At 73.4% G+C, this 18,995-nt stretch carries 16 protein-coding genes and 1 riboswitch; of the genes, 10 read left to right on the plus strand and 6 right to left on the minus strand.

Features of this window, described 5'->3' with window-relative positions:
* Positions 1 to 48: 48 nt before the first annotated feature.
* Together C1N81_RS40610 and C1N81_RS40615 are read left to right on the plus strand one after the other, a co-directional pair.
* Positions 49 to 624, plus strand: a complete 576-nt coding sequence (locus tag C1N81_RS40610; RefSeq protein ID WP_394436437.1) for a TerD family protein — start codon at positions 49 to 51, stop codon at positions 622 to 624.
* 262 nt (positions 625 to 886) lie between these two features.
* Complete coding sequence (locus C1N81_RS40615; protein WP_394436438.1) at positions 887 to 2,086, plus strand: alanine--tRNA ligase-related protein; 1,200 nt, start codon at positions 887 to 889, stop codon at positions 2,084 to 2,086.
* Here the strand turns inward: C1N81_RS40615 and C1N81_RS40620 are convergent.
* Entirely contained in the window at positions 2,083 to 2,844 is a 762-nt protein-coding gene (locus tag C1N81_RS40620) for a DUF4097 family beta strand repeat-containing protein (protein ID WP_394436439.1), read from the minus strand. The two genes, C1N81_RS40615 and C1N81_RS40620, sit on opposite strands and share 4 nt — an antisense overlap.
* A 166-nt stretch (positions 2,845 to 3,010) precedes the next feature.
* Here C1N81_RS40620 and C1N81_RS40625 point away from each other — a divergent pair, with 166 nt between their 5' ends.
* Complete coding sequence (locus C1N81_RS40625; RefSeq protein ID WP_394436440.1) at positions 3,011 to 3,409, plus strand: STAS domain-containing protein; 399 nt, start codon at positions 3,011 to 3,013, stop codon at positions 3,407 to 3,409.
* A 4-nt stretch (positions 3,410 to 3,413) separates the two neighbouring features.
* Here the strand turns inward: C1N81_RS40625 and C1N81_RS40630 are convergent, their stop codons facing one another.
* Positions 3,414 to 4,115 carry an aspartate/glutamate racemase family protein gene (locus C1N81_RS40630; protein ID WP_394436441.1) on the minus strand — a complete coding sequence of 234 codons (702 nt, stop codon included), beginning with the start codon at positions 4,113 to 4,115 and terminating at the stop codon, positions 3,414 to 3,416.
* Between the two features lie 28 nt (positions 4,116 to 4,143).
* A riboswitch (TPP riboswitch) is annotated at positions 4,144 to 4,244 on the plus strand.
* Here C1N81_RS40630 and C1N81_RS40635 point away from each other — a divergent pair.
* The 5 genes from C1N81_RS40635 (at position 4,238) to C1N81_RS40655 (ending at position 9,651) form a co-directional block, all read left to right on the plus strand.
* On the plus strand, positions 4,238 to 5,626 hold the full coding sequence (locus tag C1N81_RS40635; protein ID WP_394436442.1) for a purine-cytosine permease family protein: 1,389 nt from the start codon (positions 4,238 to 4,240) through the stop codon (positions 5,624 to 5,626). (Overlaps the previous riboswitch by 7 nt.)
* Positions 5,627 to 5,684: 58 nt before the next feature.
* Positions 5,685 to 6,407, plus strand: a complete 723-nt coding sequence (locus C1N81_RS40640; protein ID WP_394436443.1) for a response regulator transcription factor — start codon at positions 5,685 to 5,687, stop codon at positions 6,405 to 6,407.
* Positions 6,394 to 8,358 (plus strand): sensor histidine kinase, encoded by a 1,965-nt coding sequence (locus tag C1N81_RS40645; RefSeq protein WP_394436444.1) that lies wholly within the window; start codon positions 6,394 to 6,396, stop codon positions 8,356 to 8,358. Before C1N81_RS40640 ends, C1N81_RS40645 begins: the two co-directional genes overlap by 14 nt.
* Positions 8,359 to 8,496: 138 nt before the next feature.
* Positions 8,497 to 8,961 carry a hypothetical protein gene (locus tag C1N81_RS40650; RefSeq protein ID WP_394436445.1) on the plus strand — a complete coding sequence of 155 codons (465 nt, stop codon included), beginning with the start codon at positions 8,497 to 8,499 and terminating at the stop codon, positions 8,959 to 8,961.
* An 84-nt stretch (positions 8,962 to 9,045) separates the two neighbouring features.
* Positions 9,046 to 9,651, plus strand: coding sequence for a class F sortase (locus C1N81_RS40655; RefSeq protein WP_394436446.1), 606 nt, complete (start codon positions 9,046 to 9,048; stop codon positions 9,649 to 9,651).
* Positions 9,652 to 9,668: 17 nt separating this feature from the next.
* Here the strand turns inward: C1N81_RS40655 and C1N81_RS40660 are convergent, their stop codons facing one another.
* From C1N81_RS40660 to C1N81_RS40670, 3 genes are all read right to left on the minus strand, one after another.
* On the minus strand, positions 9,669 to 10,832 hold the full coding sequence (locus C1N81_RS40660) for an epoxide hydrolase family protein (protein ID WP_394436447.1): 1,164 nt from the start codon (positions 10,830 to 10,832) through the stop codon (positions 9,669 to 9,671).
* Positions 10,833 to 10,880: 48 nt separating this feature from the next.
* Positions 10,881 to 14,093, minus strand: a complete 3,213-nt coding sequence (locus C1N81_RS40665) for a discoidin domain-containing protein (protein ID WP_394436448.1) — start codon at positions 14,091 to 14,093, stop codon at positions 10,881 to 10,883.
* A 186-nt stretch (positions 14,094 to 14,279) separates the two neighbouring features.
* Entirely contained in the window at positions 14,280 to 14,546 is a 267-nt protein-coding gene (locus tag C1N81_RS40670; protein WP_394436449.1) for a GlsB/YeaQ/YmgE family stress response membrane protein, read from the minus strand.
* 282 nt (positions 14,547 to 14,828) lie between these two features.
* On the opposite strand from C1N81_RS40670, the gene proP reads away from it, so the two are divergent.
* A complete protein-coding gene (gene proP, locus C1N81_RS40675; RefSeq protein WP_394436450.1) occupies positions 14,829 to 16,367 on the plus strand; it encodes a glycine betaine/L-proline transporter ProP in 1,539 nt (512 codons plus the stop codon).
* Between the two features lie 96 nt (positions 16,368 to 16,463).
* Entirely contained in the window at positions 16,464 to 16,874 is a 411-nt protein-coding gene (locus C1N81_RS40680; protein WP_394438547.1) for an ATP-binding protein, read from the plus strand.
* Between the two features lie 8 nt (positions 16,875 to 16,882).
* Here the strand turns inward: C1N81_RS40680 and C1N81_RS40685 are convergent, their stop codons facing one another.
* Positions 16,883 to 18,982 (minus strand): xanthine dehydrogenase family protein molybdopterin-binding subunit, encoded by a 2,100-nt coding sequence (locus C1N81_RS40685; RefSeq protein ID WP_394436451.1) that lies wholly within the window; start codon positions 18,980 to 18,982, stop codon positions 16,883 to 16,885.
* Positions 18,983 to 18,995: the final 13 nt, after the last annotated feature.

Below are 18,995 nucleotides of genomic sequence, written 5' to 3' on the forward strand. Positions count from 1 at the left end.
GCTTCAGCTATTGCGCAAGTAAGTAAATGACGTATTGGAGGAAGTTCCGTGGGTCTTTCCCTGGCCAAGGGTGGCAATGTTTCCCTCAGTAAGCAGGCACCCGGCCTGACCGCCGTCCTCGTCGGCCTCGGCTGGGACGTGCGCACCACGACCGGAGCCGACTACGACCTCGACGCCTCGGCGCTGCTGTGCGGCGCGGACGGCCGGGTCCTGTCCGACAGCGACTTCGTCTTCTACAACAACCTCAAGAGCCCCGACGGCTCCGTCGAGCACACCGGCGACAACCTCACCGGTGAGGGCGAGGGCGACGACGAGTCGGTCAAGGTCAACCTGGCGGCCGTGCCCGCCCACGTCGACAAGATCGTCTTCCCGGTCTCCATCCACGACGCGGAGACCCGCGGCCAGAGCTTCGGCCAGGTGCGCAACGCCTTCATCCGCGTCGTGAACCAGGCCGACAACCAGGAGATCGCCCGCTACGACCTCTCCGAGGACGCCTCCACCGAGACCGCCATGGTCTTCGGCGAGCTGTACCGGCACGGCGCCGAGTGGAAGTTCCGCGCCGTCGGCCAGGGCTACGCGTCCGGGCTGCGCGGCATCGCTCTCGACTACGGCGTCAACGTCTAGGGCGCGTCCCGGGCGGAGCGTAAATCATGGGCGATCCGGGCGGCACCGCGTTACCGTGGCGCACATGAACGTCATGGGCCTGTGCACCACCGCGGCAACCGCGCGAGCGACCAGCTCGCCGGTTGCCGCCGCCTGACGTTTTCCCGACCATCGGCGACCGGAGACGGCCCGCCGATGGTTTCCCGGTTCCGATGCCGGTACCCGCCCGATCGTGCGGACTCGTGTCCGGTGCCTTTCGCTCATCCGCGAAGGAGTCACCCCCATGACCACGCAGCCCACCCTCACCACCGAAGACGTCATCCGGACGTTCACCGAGTTCTACGAGGACCGCGGCCACCGGCGCATCACCGGCTCCACCCTGCTCCCGCCGCCCGGCGACCCCGTGCTCTTCACCACCTCGGGCATGCACCCCCTCACCCCGTACCTGGAAGGGCGACCACACCCCCAGGGGCGGCGCCTGGTCAACGTGCAGCGGTGCCTGCGCACCACCGACGTGGACGAGATCGGCGACCCCACCCACCTGACGGTCTTCGAGATGCTCGGCACCTGGTCGCTCGGCGACTACGCGGGACCGCAGAGCCTCACCTGGGGATACGACCTGCTCACCGAGGGGCTCGGCGTCGACCCGGGGCTGCTGCACGCCACCGTCTTCGGCGGCGACGACCAGGTGGAACAGGACACGGGATCCCTGCGCGTCTGGCAGGAGCGCGGGGTTCCGGTGGAGTTCACCGCCGAGGACAACTGGTGGTCCAACGGACCCACAGGACCGTGCGGACCCGACTCGGAGATCTTCCTCTGGACCGGCGACACCCCGCCGCGCTCGACACCCACCCGGGACGAACGCTGGGTCGAGGTGTGGAACCACGTCATGATGCGCCACCGCCGCCTGCCCGACGGCTCCCTCGTGCCACTCCCGCAGCGCAACGTCGACACCGGCCTCGGCCTGGAACGCCTCGTCTCCCTCCTCCAGGGCAGGCACTCCGTCTACGAGTGCGACGTGTTCGACCCCTGGCGCCGCGAACTGCCGCCCGTGTGGCGCCTTGACGAGCCCTCCTGGCGCCTGGTCACCGACCATCTGCGGTCGGCCGTCGTGGTCGTCGGGGACGGGGTGCGACCGGGCAACACCGGCCACGGCTACGTGCTGCGCCGCCTGCTGCGCCGCGCCCTCACCGTGCTGTGGCGCGACGACTCCACACGCGAACTGGGTGACTTTCCGCGGCAGTTGGTGTGCCACACCCTCGACCACTTCCGGCAGCCGGTGGACCCGGACGAGGTGCGGCGGGTGCTCCTGGACGAGGAGCGCCGCTTCGGGCAGTTGCTGTCCCGCGGACGCCAGGTGCTGGCCCGGCCCCGCTTCCAGGGCCCGCTCGACGAGGACGACCTGCACTATCTGCACGACACGCACGGCCTCCCGCGCGACCTCGTCCTGAGCCTGCGGCCGGGGGAGCCGCGCGAGAGCTAGAGGCGGTCGGCCCGCACGTCGCCGTTGACGGTCGCCAGCGTCATGGTGCGCGAGGAGCCGTCGGCGGCCGGGAGGGTGATCGCGGGGTGCCCGTTGTCCGTCGTGGCGTCCACCCGGTAGCCGGGGGCGTCGTGCGGCACGGCGACGTCCACCGACCCGTTCACGGTCCGCGCCGACACCCGGCGCGGGGCGGTGGCGCAGTCGAGGGTGACATCGCCGTTGACCGTCCGCACGCCCAGGGCCGAGGCGCGTACGGAGGTGGTGCGGACGGAGCCGTTCCGGGTGACGAGGCGCAGCGACGCGTCGCCCGCGCCGGAATCGGCCACGGTGACATCCCCGTTGACGGTGGTCAGGTCGAGGGGGCCGGTCAGGCCCGCGGCGTCGATCCCGGCATTGCGGGCGGTGACGGTCACGGCGGTGCCTGCGGGGACGTCGACCTCCGGCATACGCGGACACGGCCGGCCGGAGCCCTCCGGGGTGCGGCAGGACAGATCGAGGACACGGGCGTCGTCGTGGCGCGACCAGCGGTGGGTGACGGCCTCGTCGACGCCGACCGTGTCACCGTCGGTGGGCCGCAGCCGCACCCCGTTGTCCGTGGTGATCGTCAGCCGCAGGCCGGACGCGGCCAACTCGGCGCCGTGCACCGCGCCATGACCGTCCCCGTCGCCACCACCGCACCCCACCAGGGCGGGGACCATCGCCAGGCCGGTCGCCGCGGCCGCCAGGCGCCGGGCGGAGAACTTCGTCGCTGCCTTCATTCCGGCCGCTTGCCCCGCGCCGGGCACCGCAAGCGCCTGTCCCGCAGCGTCCGGTGCGCCGCATGATGGGGGGCGTGCGCCGTGCGGGCCGGGGTAGGCGCCCCGCACACGAGCCGCCGCCGATGCGCGGCCCGAGGACCGAGGGACCGAGATGGAGCGAGCGCGGGTGACCTTCCCGGCGCGTTGGGCCGCCGGTGACGTCCTGGTCGTCGACGTCGCCGGGGCGTTCGACGACAGCGGTACGTTCGACGACGCGGTGGCGGCCGCACTGTGCGGCCTGCTCAAGCGGATGGCACGCACCGGGCAGCGGCTCTTCGCGGTGAACTTCCTGGGCGTCGAGCGCTGCACCTCCGGCGCGGTGCGGCAGTTCGTCAAGACGGGCCTGGAGACGGAGGGGGAGCCGGACGGCGGCTCCGTCGCGCTCGTCGCGGGCACCGCCGCGCGCTCCGCGCTGCGCGCCGCCGGAGCGGACCGGCTCACGGGCGGCATCCACGCCACCGTCACGAACGCCGTCAAGGCCCTCCACCCGGCGGCCCCCGAGGAGCTGGGGGAACCGGCGTCCTGAGGTCTCAGACCGTGGCGTCGCGCAGGGCCTCGCGCACGGCCGCCTCGGCGTGCAGCCGCGCCGTCGGGAAGACGGGGACCGGGCTGTCCTGCGCGCCGATCAGCAGCTCGATCTCCGTACAGCCGAGGACGACGCCCTCCGCGCCCGCGTCCACGAGGTCGGCGATGACCTCCTGGTACGCGGCGCGCGAGGAGTCCCGGACGACGCCGAGGCACAGCTCCTCGTAGATCACGCGGTGCACGAGCGCCCGGCCCGCCTCGTCCGGGACCAGCACGTCCAGGCCGTGGCCCGCCAGGCGGCCGCGGTAGAAGTCCTGCTCCATCGTGAACGCGGTGCCGAGCAGGCCGACGCGCCGGGCGCCCGCCGCGCGGACCGCGTCCGCCGTCGCGTCGGCGAGATGCAGCAGCGGCACCGAGGTGGCCGCCTGCACCTGGTCCGCGACCTTGTGCATCGTGTTCGTGCAGATCAGCAGCAGGTCGGCGCCGGCCGCCTCCAGGCTCCTGGCCGCCGCGCCCAGGACGCGCCCCGCCTCGTCCCAGTCGCCCGCGACCTGCAACCGCTCGATCTCCGCGAAGTCCACGGAGTGCAGCACGATCCGCGCCGAGTGCAGCCCGCCGAGCCGCTCCCGCGTCAGCTCGTTGAGCAGCCGGTAGTACTCGGCCGTGGACTCCCAGCTCATGCCGCCGATCAGGCCGATGGTCCTCATGGACGACAGGGTAGGGTGCGCTGCGGTACTGCCCGACACGGGGTGCCCCGCGCTGATGACGGGGCTGAGATCACACCCGTAGAACCTGAACCAGTTAACACTGGCGGAGGGATGTCAGCGAGATGTCGATGCCGCACGCTTCCCCACGGCCCCGCGAGGCCGCCTTCGACGGGCGTATGCCCACCGCGCCCGGTGACTGGCGGCCCGAGGCACGGGGCATCGCACCCGTTCCCGCGAGCCACCGGTACGGCGGCGCCGGACGCCTCTTCACCGTGTGGTTCGCGCCCAACCTGACGATGAGCGGCGTCTTCACCGGCACCGTCGGCATCGCGCTCGGCCTGGACTTCGCCACCGCGCTCGCCGCCGTGGTCCTCGGCACGGTGCTCGGCGCCGTGCCGACCGCCTACCTCGGCACCTGGGGCAGCGCCACCGGCGCCGGTCAACTCCCGCTCGCACGGCTCGCGTTCGGCCGGGGCGTCGTCGTCCCTGGCGCGCTGCAGTGGCTGTCCTCCATCGCCTGGGACGCGCTGATCGGCCTGTTCGGCGGCGACGCGCTCGCCCGGCTCTGCGGCTGGCCGTTCTGGCTCGGGGCGCTCGTGATGATGGCCGCCCAGGGCGCGTTCGGCGCGCTGGGCTATGAGGCGATCCACCGCCTCCAGCAGTGGATGACGGCGGTTCTCGCGGTCGCCTTCTGCGCCCTCGCGCTGCGTCTGGCGCACACCGGGGTCACCCCGTCCGGCCACGGGGGCGTGAGCGGCGCCGACCGCGCGGGCGCGTTCGCGCTGACCACCACCATCGCGCTGAGCCTCGCCCTCTCGTGGGCCCCGTACGCCAGTGACTTCAGCCGCTACCTGCCGCGCACCACGTCCCCGGCCCGCATGTTCTGGTGCACGCTCGCCGGGGTCGTCGTCTCCTTCACGGCCGTGCAGGCGCTCGGGCTCTGGGGCGCCTCCGTCTTCACCGACCAGACGGCGCAGGGCGTCGACACCCTGCTCGGCGGCGGTGTCCTCGGCTCGGTCGGACTCCTGGCCGTGGCGCTCGCCGCGCTGTGCAGCAACGCCATGAACGACTACAGCGGCTCGCTCGCCCTCCAGACCATCGGCGCCCGGCTGCCCCGGCCGCTCGCCGCCGCGCTCGCCGCGCTGCTCGGCTTTCCGCTGGTGCTGTGGATGCACGCCGCCGACACCGCCGCCCGCTTCCAGAACGTCCTGCTGTTCGTGGGCTACTGGATCCCCGGCTTCGTCGCGGTCGTCCTCGTCGACTGGCGCGCCCGCGCCCGCGCGCGGGGCGGCGCCCCCGTCGACCTCGCGGCGGAGGAGGCGGAGCGGCAGCCGCTCCTGCCCGCCCTGGCCGCGTTCCTCGCCGCGTTCGCCGCCACGGTCCCGTTCATGAACACCTCGCTGTACGTAGGCCCGGTGGCCGAGGCGCTGCACGGCGCGGACCTCGGCTACTACGTCGCGTTCGGGACGGCGCTGCTCGTGTACGCCCCGTTCAGGCTGCGCCGGGGCTGAGATCCTGGCTGTGCACCGACCGGACACCTGTTCCCGCGCCTCGCCTACGATCTGCGGGGTGTGCGCAAACGTCATGGTCGCCGAAGACGACGAGAAACAGGCCGAGCTGGTCCGCCGCTACCTGGAGCGTGAGGGCCACACCGTCACCGTCGTACGGGACGGGCGGCAGGCCATCGAGGAGGTCCGGCTCAGGGAGCCCGACCTCCTCGTCCTCGACGTGATGATGCCGCGGACCGACGGCCTCGACGTCGTACGGGTGCTGCGCGCCGAGGCGCGGGAGGCCCCGGTCCTGATGCTGACCGCGCGCAGCACCGAGGACGACCTGCTGCTCGGCCTCGACCTCGGGGCCGACGACTACATGACCAAGCCGTACAGCCCGCGCGAGCTGATGGCGCGGGTACGGACCCTGCTGCGCCGCACGCGCAGGGGCGGCGCGACGGGCCCGGCGTCCGCGCGACTGGTCGTCGGCTCGCTCGTCGTCGACCCCGACCGGCACGAGGTGGCCGTGGACGGGGCGCCCGTCGAGTGCACGCCGGGGGAGTTCCGGCTGCTCGCGGCGATGGCGGCCGAGCCGGGCCGGGTCTTCAGCCGGGAGATGCTCCTCGCCGAACTGCACGGCTTCGACCGGTACATCAGCAACCGCACGGTCGACGTGCACGTCATGAACCTCCGCAAGAAGATCGAGCCGCAGCCGCGCCGCCCCGTCCGGCTGCTCACCGTCTTCGGCGTCGGCTACAAGCTGACGGACCCGGCGAAGGGCGCCCGCGATGCGTCGGCGTAGGACCGCCGAAGGCGGCGGGACGGACCGGCCGCCGCTGCGCAAGAGCCTGCGCGGGCGGCTCCTCGGCGTCTCCGTCCTGGTCGCCACCTGCTCCGTGGCGGCGACGGCCTGGCTCGCCGTGCAGACCACGTCCGGCGCCATCAAGCAGGAACAGGGCCAGAACCTCGCCGACGACACGAGGATCTACGACACCCTCCTCGGCTACGCCGCCACGCACCCCCGCTGGGACGGCGTCGACCAGGTCGTCCGCGAACTGGCCGACTCCACCGGCCGCCACATCACCCTCACCACGCAAGGACGCGCGCCCCTCGCCGACTCGGCCGGGCGCAAGCCGGCCGGGACCCTGCCCGCGCAGGCGTCCGCGACCGTCGACCCGCTCTCCGTCGACACGGCGCTCGCCTCCGCCCGCACCGGGAGCCAGGACGCGGCGACGGACCGCATCGACGCGCGCGCGGTCGGCCCGTTCAAGCTGCCCGGCGCCGAGCGGACGACGCTGCGCGACTTCGCCGAGCGGAACAAGGCGTGCCTGCGCTCGCTCGGCATCGCCGCCGACGTCGTCGTGGGCCCGAGCGGACGGCCCACGGTCGAACCGGTCGGTCCGGGCGCGGAGGACCCGGGCTACTACAAGTGCGGGACGGGCGCGCTCGACGAACCGACCAGAACCGAGGGCAAGGCGCTCAGCGCGTTGACCCGGCTCACCAACTCCTGCCTCAAGCGGCAGGGGCACGACCGCGTGGATCTCGCCCTCGACCTCACCTGGCAGCAAGGACCACGCGCGGTGGCCGCCAAGAGGCGGGCCGCCGAGGCCGCGGCCCGGACGGCCCCGGTCCCGGTCCCGGCGCCCGCCCCGGCCGAGACCGCGCAGGACGACCGCACCGTCGCCACCTGCGTCGGCACGGCCCGGCGCGAACAGCTCACCTCGTACGTCGCCGCGCCCGTGCTCCTCTTCATCGGCGACCAGGGCGGCGCCACCGTCCCCGGCTTCGACCTCTCGCCCCGGAACACGGCGAAGATCGCGGGCGTCGCCGCGCTCGTCCTCGCCCTGACCGTCGGCGCGTCCGTCCTCGCGGGCACCCGCCTCGTCCGCCCGCTGTACGCGCTGACCGGCGCCGCCCAGCGGCTCAAGGACGGCCAGGAGACCCAGCCGGTGCCCGTGACGACGGACAACGAGATCGGCCGGCTCGCCGCCGCGTTCAACGACATGTCGGCCCACCGCACCCGCCTGGAGGAGCAGCGCAAGGCGATGGTCAGCGACGTCGCCCACGAACTGCGCACCCCGCTCAGCACCATCCGGGGCTGGCTGGAAGCGGCACAGGACGGCGTCGCCGACCCCGACCCGGCGTTCATTGACTCGCTCCTCGAAGAGGCCGTGCAACTCCAGCACCTCATCGACGACCTACAGGACCTGGCGGCGGCCGACGCGGACGCGCTGCGGCTGCACCCGCGCCCGGTGCGGGTGGAGGAACTGCTCGGCCAGGTCGCCACGGCGCACCAGGTGCGGGCGGAGACGGCCGCCGTGACCCTGTCGGTGTCGGTGGACCAACCGGCCGCGCCGCTGCCCGAGTTGCGGGCCGACCCCGTACGGCTGCGCCAGGCCGTCGCCAACCTGGTGTCCAACGCGATCCGCCACACCGGCCCCGGCGGCACGGTCACCCTGCGGGCCCGCGCGACCGACACCGGGGACGAGATCGTCGTCGAGGTCGCCGACACCGGCAGCGGCATCTCCGCGGCGGACCTGCCCTACGTCTTCGACCGGTTCTGGCGTGCGGACAAGTCCCGCAACCGGCGCACCGGCGGCAGCGGGCTCGGCCTGTCGATCGTGCGCAAACTGGCGCAGGCGCACGGGGGTTCGGCGACGGCGGCCAGTACGGAGGGCGAGGGTTCGGTGTTCACGCTGCGGCTGCCAATCGCGGGCCCGGCGCCCGCGGCGCACTCCGCCGGGACGCCCTGATGCGATGACCACAGCGGTCTGACAGCTTCTTCACAACTCCACGCGAGCCTGGGCCTGTCGATCAAGGGCGGACGCCGCCCGGCGGTCGGCACGGCGCGGCCGACCGGCCGCCCGCGTCCAGGTATTGGAGTGCACACCATGTCCCACCGAGGTTCCCACCGGCGGCCCCGCCGCTCCGTCGTGCGCACCGCCGCCGTCGCGGCGGCCGTGACCGCCGGGGTGCTCGCCCCGGCCGGCGCCGCCCTCGCCTCCGACACGACGCCGAAGCCGGTGGCGAGCGAGGCCGCCGCCGCGGAGAAGGCCGACAAGGCGTCCCCCGCCCCGGCGACGCGCGAGGAGGAGGTCGCCCGCAAGCGGGCCGCCGCGGAGAAGGCGGAGCGCGCCGACAAGGCGAGCCCCGTCCCCGCGGCGCCGGGCAGCGACGAGGCGCGCAAGCGCGCGGCCGCCGCCGCCGCGCCGCGCGGCGGAGTCGCCGCGGGCGAACGCCCCGTCTCCGACGGCGGCACCGGCTCCACCGGCCTCGTCACATCGCTCTCCGCCGCGGCGCTGCTCGCGGGCGCGGGCACGGTGGCGCTCCGCCGCCGCGCGTCGCACCAGCGCTGACGAGCCCTCCACGTGGCGCCGCCGCCGGCCCGTACGGAGGCGGCGCCGCCTTGCTCCCCGCTCCCCGCCCCTCAGGAGTCACCTGTGCACCAGCCGACGCGGCGCGTGGCCGTCGCCCTGCCGCTGACCGTCCTGCTCGCCCTGCTGACGGCGTGCGAATCCGGCACCGGCACGCGGATCAGCGGCGACGCCCGTACCGTCGCGACGCCCTCCGGGCGGGCCCCCGCGTCCGGGACCCCCGCCACCCCCACCCGGGTGACCGTCCCCTCCCTCGGCATCGACAGCGCCCTGCTGCCGCTCGGCCTGAACGGGGACGGCACGGTCGAGGTGCCGCCCGCCGACCAGGGCATGACCGCCGGCTGGTACACGGGCGGACCCGCGCCGGGCGAGCGCGGCCCCGCGGTGATCATCGGGCACAACGACACGCGGTTCGGCAAGGCCGTCTTCCACGACCTGCGCAAGCTCCGCAAGGGCGCGGACATCACCGTCCGCAACTCCGCCGACAAGACGGCCCACTTCACCGTCACGGCCACCGAGACCGTCAGCAAGAGGACGTTCCCGACGCGGAAGGTCTACGGCGCCACCAACAGCCGCGCCCTGCGCCTGATCACCTGCGACGGGGCCTTCGACGCGCAGGGGCATCCGGTGGACAACCTGATCGTGTACGCCGAGCTGGAGCCCGGGGCGTAGGGCACCAGAACGGCCGATCAGCGGAACGGCCGGAAGAACGCCCGGAGTTCCTCCGCGTACAGCTCGGGCTCCTCGAACGCCGCGAAGTGGCCGCCGCGTTCCGGTTCGGTGAAGCGCACGAGGTTCGTGGTGCGCTCCAGCCAGGCGCGCGGCGGCCGGACGACGTCGCCCCGGAAGATCGAGAAACCGGACGGCACATCGACCCTGCGGGTGCGCTGCGCGGTGTCGATGGCGGCATTGGCGTGGTACATCCGCATCGACGAACCGATCGTGCCCGTCAGCCAGTACAGCGTGACGTTCGTCAGGATCTCGTCCCTGGTGAAGGCGCGTTCGATGTCGCCGCCGCCCCCGCTCCACGCCCGCATCTTCTCGACGATCCAGGCGGCGAGCCCGGCGGGGGAGTCGGTGAGCCCGAAGGCGGCGGTCTGCGGCTTGGTGCTGTGCATGGCGCCGTAGGCGCCCTCGCGGGCGCCCCACACCTTGACCTCGTCGAACCAGGCGCGCTCTTCGGGCGTCAGCCCGGCCGGGTCACCGGTGAGGACGGGGAGCCCGCCGTCCGTGCGGTGGACGGCGACGACCCGGTCGGGGTGGTCCAGCGCGAGGTAGCGGCTGACATGGCTGCCCAGGTCGCCGCCGCCCGCGCCGAAACGCTCGTAGCCCAGTACGGACATGAGCTCGGCCCACAGCCCCGCGACCGCGATCGTGTCGAGCGGGGCCCCTGACGGGCGGTCGGAGTAACCGAAGCCCGGGTTGTCGGGCACGATCACGTCGAACGCGTCGGCGGGGTCGGCGCCGTGCGCCCCCGGGTCGGTGAGCAGCGGGACGACCTTCGCGTAGCGCCAGAAGGAGTCCGGCCAGCCGTGGCTGAGGATCAGGGGGAGGGCGGGACGGCCGGAGGTGACGGCCCGCGCGTGCACGTAGTGGATGCCGAGCCCGCCCAGGCGTACGCGATAACGAGGCAGCCGTGCGAGGGCTTGTTCCTGGGCCCGCCAGTCGAAGCCGTCGGCCCAGTAGGCGACCAGTTCACGGAGGTAACCGAGGTCGGTGCCGAGCGACCATCCAGCCTCTTCGGGCGCGTCCGGCCACCGCGTGGCACGCAGCCGCGCCCGAAGATCATCGAGGGCGCCGGGATCGGCCTCGGGCGTGAAGAATTCCGGACGGGACGGGGACTCCGACGACATGGGAGGCATGCTAACGCGCGCCCCGGGAGCCCCGGTCGGCCGTACTTCTCAGCGCACCGTCAGCCGCACGAGCCGTGCCCCGTGCCGAACCTCCCCCGTCACCTTGAGTGCCACGTAGCGCGCCGTGCCCGGCGTGGAGAGGTGGCGGGTGCGGCCGTGGCCGGTGAGGGTGCCCGCGCGCTGGTAGGCGATGCCGTCGCGGCTCCATTCGACCTGCGCGGCCGGCGCGTTGCCGGTGGTCCACTCGGCCTCGACCGTCCGCACCGCCCGCTCCGCCCCGAGGTCGACGACGAGGCGGCCGTCCGCGCCCGGGGTCCACGCGGTGTGCGGGTCGCCGTCGACGGCCGCCGCCGGGTCCGTCATGGACGGGGGAAGGGGGCTCGTCGGGAAGGTGGTCCGGCCGAGGGCAAGATCGTCGTGCGGGTGGGCGGCGGCGCCGCGCAGGGTGACCGTCGTCGTCCGGCCCGGCCGCACCGTCGCCACGGCGCGCCGGCCCTGGCCCTCCACGCGCACGCGGCAGGAGGCGCCGGACAGCCGCAGGGTCGCGCCGTCGACGACCTCCACCCGCAGCCCCGCGGGCAACGCCCGCCCCGTCAGCGGCGACAGGGTGAAGCGCGGCGGCAGCAGGCACGCCGACGCGGCGTCGAGCCGGGTCTCGTACGCGAGGCCGTCGCGCGTCGTCTCCTGTACGCCCTCGAAGACGACCACGCCCTCGAAGACGGCCACGCCCTCGAAGACGGCCCCGCGCGCACCGCCCCGCACGAGTGCGACCCGTGTCGTCACGGGCTCGTCCGACAGGTTGAACAGGCTCAGGTGGTCGTCGGTGAGCGCGGCGCGCACCGCCTCCGTGTCCGTCGTGGGCGCCGCCGTACGGGCCAGGGCGCGCAGCCTGCCGGGGGAGGCGTCGGGGAAACCCTCGACCAGGAGCGGCGCCGCGGGACCGTCGGCCAGGACGATCGTGTCGTCGTAGACGGAGAGGGGGAGTTCACCGCCGCGTACGACGAGACCGGCCCGGCCGTCGACGTCGAGCCAGCCGCCGCGGCTGCTCACGGTGGGGGTCGGCCAGGACACGAGGTCGTCCCACTGCTCGCCGTCGAGCGAGCCCTGGAGGCGGTAGGCGCGGCCGGCGGCGGCCTCCCAGCGCAGGGTGGCGCGGTCGATCTCCTGGGCGGCGCCGAGGTCGACGGCCCACCAGCTGTCGGCGCGGGAGCGGTCGGCCTTGGCGACGGCCCAGCGGCTCACCGCGTCGCCGTCCACCGCGAGCGCGGCGCCCTTGCCGGAGTCGGCGGAGGAGGCGCTCGCCGTGCGGCCGCGTGCCAGGTCGCCGCCGTCCGAGCCGTGGCGGACCTCGACGGCGTACAGCGAGTAGCCGTACGCCGGGTCGGGGCGCACGCCGAGCATGCGGACGTGGCGTACCTCGGTGGCGGGGAAGGTCAGTTCGTCGACGCGGCCGGACGAGGCGGCGGGCGCGGCGGCCTTGGCGTCCTGCGCCTCCACGGTGACCTGCCCCTCCTCGTAGCGGTAGGTGCGGGAGCCGTCGAGACCCGCGACGCCCGGCATCGTGAGGTTGTGGATCTCCAGGTGGCCCTCGCCCGGGGCGGTGCCGTCCGTCGCGTAGACGACCGCGCCCGTCGGCAGCGTCGTGTACCCGGCGAAACCGGTCGCGAGGCGCAGCAGGGTCGCGCTGCCGTCGAAGCCGTCGCGGAGGGACTCGTAGAGGCGCACCGAGCGGGAGGCGACCTTCGCGTTCGTCGCCGGGAGGAACATCGGGGTGGCGCCGCTGAGCCGGAACAGCCAGTCGTCGTGGGCGGGCTGCCAGGCGAACTTCACGAAGCCGGGCTTGGTGACCGCGCCCGCCCAGGCCGCGCGGGTCTGGTGCGAGACGAGGCCGGGCCCGGTGCCGAAGTCGGTGACGCCCGCGGCCCGTTCGAAGAGTTCGGTGCGGGAGAGGGGCCGTACCTCGCGGCCCGCGGCGGCGGCCCACACGTGCAGGAGGTAGCTGATGGCGAGTTCGGCGCGCGCCTCGGGCTCGTACTTGGGCTCGCCGGAGAACTTCGCGAGGCGGTACTCCGGCGGGTACTTCTGGTATGCCTCCAGGCGCGCGGCCAGCTCTTCCTCCGCTCGGGCCGCCGCCCGGTCCCCGGTCACCCGGGCGAGGAACGCCAGCGGGATGACGTCCCGGCCGTAGAGGTGCTCGCGGTCGTCGACCATCGGCATCAGCGGTTCGCCCGCGTCACTCATGACGCCGAGGAGGGTCTGCCAGAGCGGCGCGGCGTTGGGCTGCCTGCTCAGGACCTCGGGCAGCGGCTGCCCGGCCGCGAGGAAGTGCGCCGCGTTGCGGCCGGACGTGCGCCACAGCTCCTCCTGGTAGTGCGGGCCGAAGGAGCCGTGGTTCTCGACGATGAACGTGTCGTACAGGTTGCGGGCCGTGTTGCGGGAGACGGGGACGCCGTCCACGCGCGCGGGGTTGGCGAGGTCGGCGGGCGGCAGTCCGGCCTCGTTGCGCGACCAGGTGCCGTAGGCGGCGGACCAGTCGGCGCGGCGCCGGTCGTCGGGGGCCCAGGCGAGGGCGGGCGCGAGCGTCTGCGCGTACAGGCCCATCTCCTCGAGCTTGGTGTCGCCGACATGGCCGCCCGAAAGACCGTTCGGCGTCCAGTCCCCGGAGTCGGGGTCGTCGCCGGTGCCGAGCGACACCGTGTAGGCGGCCTGTTCGCGGGTGATCGTGTCGACGGCGTCGCGGGTCGCGGCGTCGAGGTCGTCCCACAGCAGACGGGCGGCGAGGACGAAGTACGACTGGAACGTGGTGTCGAAGAAGAGTCTGCGGCCCCACTGGGTGCCGCCGGTGAGCCGGTTCGACGCGGCGAAGTGGCGCAGGGTCGCGAGGGTACGCCGCTTGAGCGTGTCGCGGTCGATACCGGCGCGGTCGCTGTCGTAGGTGCCGTGGGTGAGCAGGACGGCGTTGCCGAGCACGACGGCGAAGCCGAAGTCCTTGTCCGTGTAGTAGCCCTTGGCCTCGTCCCACTGGGTCTCGGACCAGCGGGTGTGGGTGAGCAGCACGCGGTGGTAGGTGGCCGCCACGGCGTCGGGCGGGGTCTCGGCCCGGCCGTCGGCGCCGGACGCCGAGGTCGTGGACGCCGAGGTGGTGGACGCCGCGGCCGCCGGGGTGCCGAGCACCGCGGGCAGGGCGGTCGCGGTGCCGGTGGCGGCGCCGATGAACTGGAGGAACCGTCGGCGTTCGACCTGGCGGGGGATGTGCGGCACGTGCACGGCCTCTCTGCCTCAACAAGCACGGACAACGTTGTCACAAGGGGAGCGCCGCACATTCTTCGTCGCGGGAGCGATCCGCGTCAACGGGTGTGACATGGGCGGACGCGCCCGGAAACGGACCGCGCCGGGCTGCTCGTCATGAGCAGCCCGGCGCGCGGTCGGCCAGGTGGGGCGGCGAGGTCAGCGAGCCGTTCGACCCGTCACCAGGCGGTAGATCAGCAGCACGATCACCGATCCGACGATCGCCGCGATCCATGTCGAGAGATGGAAGAAGCCGTTGATGGAGTGCACCCCGAAGATGACCTTGCCCAGCCAGCCGCCGAGGAGTCCGCCCACGATGCCGATCAGGATGGTGACGAGGCAGCCGCCGGGGTCCTTGCCCGGCATGAGGGCCTTGGCGATCGCTCCTGCGATGAGCCCGATGAGGATCCAGGCGATGATGCCCACGAGTTGGTCCTTCCGTGTCGTTCGAGTCGTCGATGCGAAAGCCGCCCGGGGGCTGTCCTCCCGGCCGATCGGCTCCGGCATCCGTTCTTATGTCCCGTTCAGCTCGTCTCACACAGGACGAAAGTCCCGCCCGGTTGCCGGTCCATTAAGGGCGACATAATTTTGCGCCGAGACGACTTTCAGGGCCGACGGCCAAAAGCGGCACCCGGCACAGGGAGACAAAGCCTGATGGTGAAAGGCTCTCCGCACGAAACACGCAGGTCCAGCGCTGCGACGGACCGCATGGTGCGCACCGTTCTGCGGCGCCGTAAAAAAGCGCTGAGCGCCGAGGACGTGACCGTCTCGGACCGTCCCGCGGTGCGGCGCGCGGTGACGGCGGCCGCGCTCGGCAACACCATGGAGTGGTTCGATTTCGGGGTCTACGCCTATTTGGCGGGCACCATCGGCAAAGTCTTCTTCCCCTCAAGTTCGCCCGGCGCCCAGGTGGTCTCCACGTTCGCCACGTTCGCGGCGGCATTTCTCGTCCGGCCGCTCGGCGGCCTCGTCTTCGGACCGCTCGGCGACCGCATCGGACGGCAGCGTGTCCTCGCCGCCACCATGATCATGATGGCGATCAGCACCTTCGCCGTCGGCTGTCTGCCGACCTACGCCTCGGTCGGCTTCGCCGCCCCGCTGCTGCTCCTCGTCTGCCGTCTCGTGCAGGGCTTCTCCACCGGCGGCGAATACGCGGGCGCCACCACCTACATCGCCGAGTACGCGCCCGACCAGCGCCGCGGCTTCCTCGGCAGCTGGCTCGACTTCGGCACCTTCGTGGGTTACTCCCTCGGCTCGGGCCTGGTCACCGTCCTGACCCTGACCCTGGGCTCCGACGGCCTGGAGAGCTGGGGCTGGCGCATCCCCTTCTTCATCGCGGGGCCGCTCGGTCTCATCGGCCTCTACATGCGCCTGAAGCTGGAGGAGACCCCCGCGTTCAAGCAGGAGGTGGCGAACGCGGGGGGCGACCAGGAGGACGGCGACGGCGGGGCCGACGACCCCGTCGAGGAGGCCCGGCAGTCCGGAAAGGGCCGGCTCAAGGAGATCTTCACCCAGCACTGGCAGGCCGTGCTCATCTGCATGGGCCTCGTGCTGCTCTACAACGTCACGAACTACATGGTGACGTCCTATCTGCCGACCTACATGACCGTGACGCTCGGCGAGAGCGACACCACCGCGCAGCTCCTCGTGCTCGGCACCATGCTGCTCGTGGTGCTCACCATCACCGTCGTCGGCCGCAGTTCCGACCGGTGGGGCAGGCGCCCCATGTTCATGGGCGGCTCCATCGCCATGATCGTCCTCGCCGTTCCCGCGTTCATCCTGATCCGGGAGGGCGGCATCCTCTCGCCCGCCTTCGGCTGCGTGCTCCTCGGGCTGCTCCTGGTCGTCTTCGCCGGAACCTCGGCGTCCACCCTCCCCGCACTGTTCCCGACCCGGTTGCGCTACGGCGCCCTGTCCATCGCCTTCAACATCTCGGTCTCCGTGTTCGGCGGCACCACCCCGCTGTTCGCCTCGTTCCTGGTGGACACGACCGGCAACACGCTGGTCCCCGCGTACTACCTGATGGTGGCCGGAGCGATCGGGCTCGTCTCCACGTTCTTCCTGCACGAGACGGCGGGCCGGCCGCTGCGCGGCTCCGGGCCGATGGTCGAGACGGCCGACGAGGCCCGCGCGCTCGTGGCCCGCAGCCGCACCGAGGCCGGGCGGCACGCCCGCGACGTCTGGCTGCGCGTACGGCATCCGCTCGGCGGCCGGGGCCGCGGCAAGAGGTCCGACCGCAAGGACTGAGGGCCCGCCACGGTACGGCTGTCGGGAACGGCCCGTCTCATCCGGCTTTTCGGGGGCACACGAGGGGGACCCTCGAAAACCCTAGGAGCCATGACGATGGACGATTCCTCCCTGCGCGCGGTGGGGTGGGCCCGCTCCCTGCCGCTGAACAGCGGTGTGAAGGCGGCCAGGGACTGGACCCGTGACCATCTGCGCGCGCTCGGCTGGCTGGACGACGCGCCGGACACGGTCGACGCGGTCCTGCTCGCCGTCTCGGAGCTGGTCACCAACGCGCACGTGCACGCCAAGAGCACCGCGCTGCTGGTCCTGACCTGGGACGGCGACTGCCTGCACGTCACCGTCCACGACTCCTCGCCGAGCCCGCCCAAGCCGCGCACCCCGGACGAGGACGCCCTCGGCGGCCGGGGCATGCTGCTGATCGACGCGCTCGCGGAGACCTGGGAGGCGCATCCCTGCCCGCGCGGCAAGGACGTCACGGCCTGCTTCCGGCCCGACTTCGTGGCCTGAGGCCCGTACTACGCCTCCTCGCCGGTCAGGATGCGGTCCGGGGTCAGGGGCAGTTCCCGGTGGCGGACCCCGGTGGCGTGGTGGACGGCGTTGCCGACGGCCGCCGCCGTGCCCACGATGCCGATCTCGCCGATCCCCTTGCTGCCCATCGGATTGACGTGCGGGTCGTCCTCGTCCACCCAGTACGCCTCGATCGCGGGGACGTCCGCGTGCGCGGCCACGTGGTACGAGGCCAGGTCGCACTCGGTGAAGTCGCCGAACGCCGGGTCCATGGTGCTGTGCTCGGTCAGCGCCATGCCCAGGCCCATCACCATGGCGCCGATGAACTGCGAGCGTGCGGTGAGCGGGTTGAGGATGCGCCCGGTCGCGTACACGCCGAGCAGGCGGCGCGCCCGGACCTCGCCGGTGACCGTGTCGACGGAGACCTCGGCGAAGTGGGCGCCGAAGGAGTGCCGGGCGTAGTCGCTGTCCGCGTCCGCCGTGCCCTTGGTGTCGACCGTGACGCCCACGCCCTCCGGCGGCAGCGGTTCGCCCTGGCGCCGGGCCAGCGTCTCCGCCAGTCGCCTGCCCGCCTCGTGGACGGCCCAGCCCCAGGACGCCGTGCCCGAGGAGCCGCCCGCGAGCGGCGCGTCCGGCAGGTCGCTGTCGCCGATCGCGATACGGACCCGCTCCGGGCCGACCCCCAGCGCGTCGGCCGCCACCTGCGCGAGCACCGTGCGGGCGCCGGTGCCGATGTCGGTGGCGTTGACCTTGATGTCGTAGCCGCCGTCCGGGTGGGCGTGCGCGCTCGCGCGGCTCGGGGACGCCATCGCCGGATACGTCGCGGCGGCCATTCCCGTACCGATGAGCAGGTTCCCTTCACGCCGCGAGCGGGGCCGCGGATCGCGCCGCGCCCAGTCGAAGCGGCGGGCGCCCTCGCGCAGGCACTCGGCCAGGTGGCGGCTGCTGAAGGGCTTCCCGCTGTCCGGCTCGGTGTCCGTGTCGTTGCGCAGCCGCAGCTCGACCGGGTCCATGCCGAGCGCCGACGCGAGTTCGTCCATCGCGGACTCGAGGGCGTACATGCCGGGCGCCTCGCCCGGGGCGCGCATCCAGGACGGGCTCGGCACGTCCAGGGCCACCACACGCTGGGTGGTCCTGGCGTGCGGCGAGGGGTAGATGACCCGGGTCGGGGCGGTGGCCGTCTCGGGGAACTCCTTGATGCGGGAGGTGTGGGAGGTCACCTCGTGCACCACGGAGGTCAGTGTGCCGTCGGCCTCCGCCGCGAGCCGCACCTGGTGCAGGGTGGGGGAGCGGTGGCCGACCACGGTGGGCAGATGCCGCCTGTGCAGCACGAGCTTGACGGGCCGTCCGGTCACCTTCGCCGCCATGGCGGCGAGCACCGCCTGCGGCCGGGGCGTCCCCTTGGAGCCGAAGCCGCCCCCGACATGGTCGGAGATCACCGTGATCCGGTCCTTGTCCAGGTCGAACAGGTCGCCGAGGGTGTCGCGCACCTTGGTGGAGCCCTGGCTGGAGTCGTGCACGGTCAGCCGCCCGTCCTGCCAGACGGCGGTCGCGGCGTGCGGCTCCATCGGGTGGTTGTGCAGCGGCGGCACCCGGTACGCCACGTCGACGCGGAACGGCGCGGCGGCGAACGCGTTGTCCGCCTCGCCGCGCAAGTGCTCGCCCGACGTGCCGTCCGTGTCCTCCGGGACGTACGCGTCCGGGTGGTCGGCGCGCAGCTCCACGTCGTGGGGCTCCTCGGCGTAGGAGACCCGGACGGCGGCGGCCGCCTCCCGCGCCGCCTCCAGGGTGTCGGCGACGACCAGCGCCACGAACCATCCCCAGTGCGGGACCCGCGCGTCCTGGAGCACGCCGAGCGTCGCGTCCTCCGGCTCGGTCAGGCGCGGCGCGTTCTCGTGGGTGAGGACGGCGACGACGCCGGGGAGCGCGAGCGCCGCCGCGCTGTCGATCCCCGTGACCGTGCCGCGCGCCACCGTGGCGGGGACGGGCCAGGCGTAGGCGCAGCCCGGGGGCGTGTGTTCCGCGGCGTAGCGGGCGGTGCCCGTCACCTTGGCGGGGCCCTCCCTGCGCGCGGCGGGTGAACCGAGGGCGCTGACCGTGTCCGGCATGATCTCTTACTCC

It is taken from the genome of Streptomyces sp. SGAir0957 (assembly GCF_043523415.1).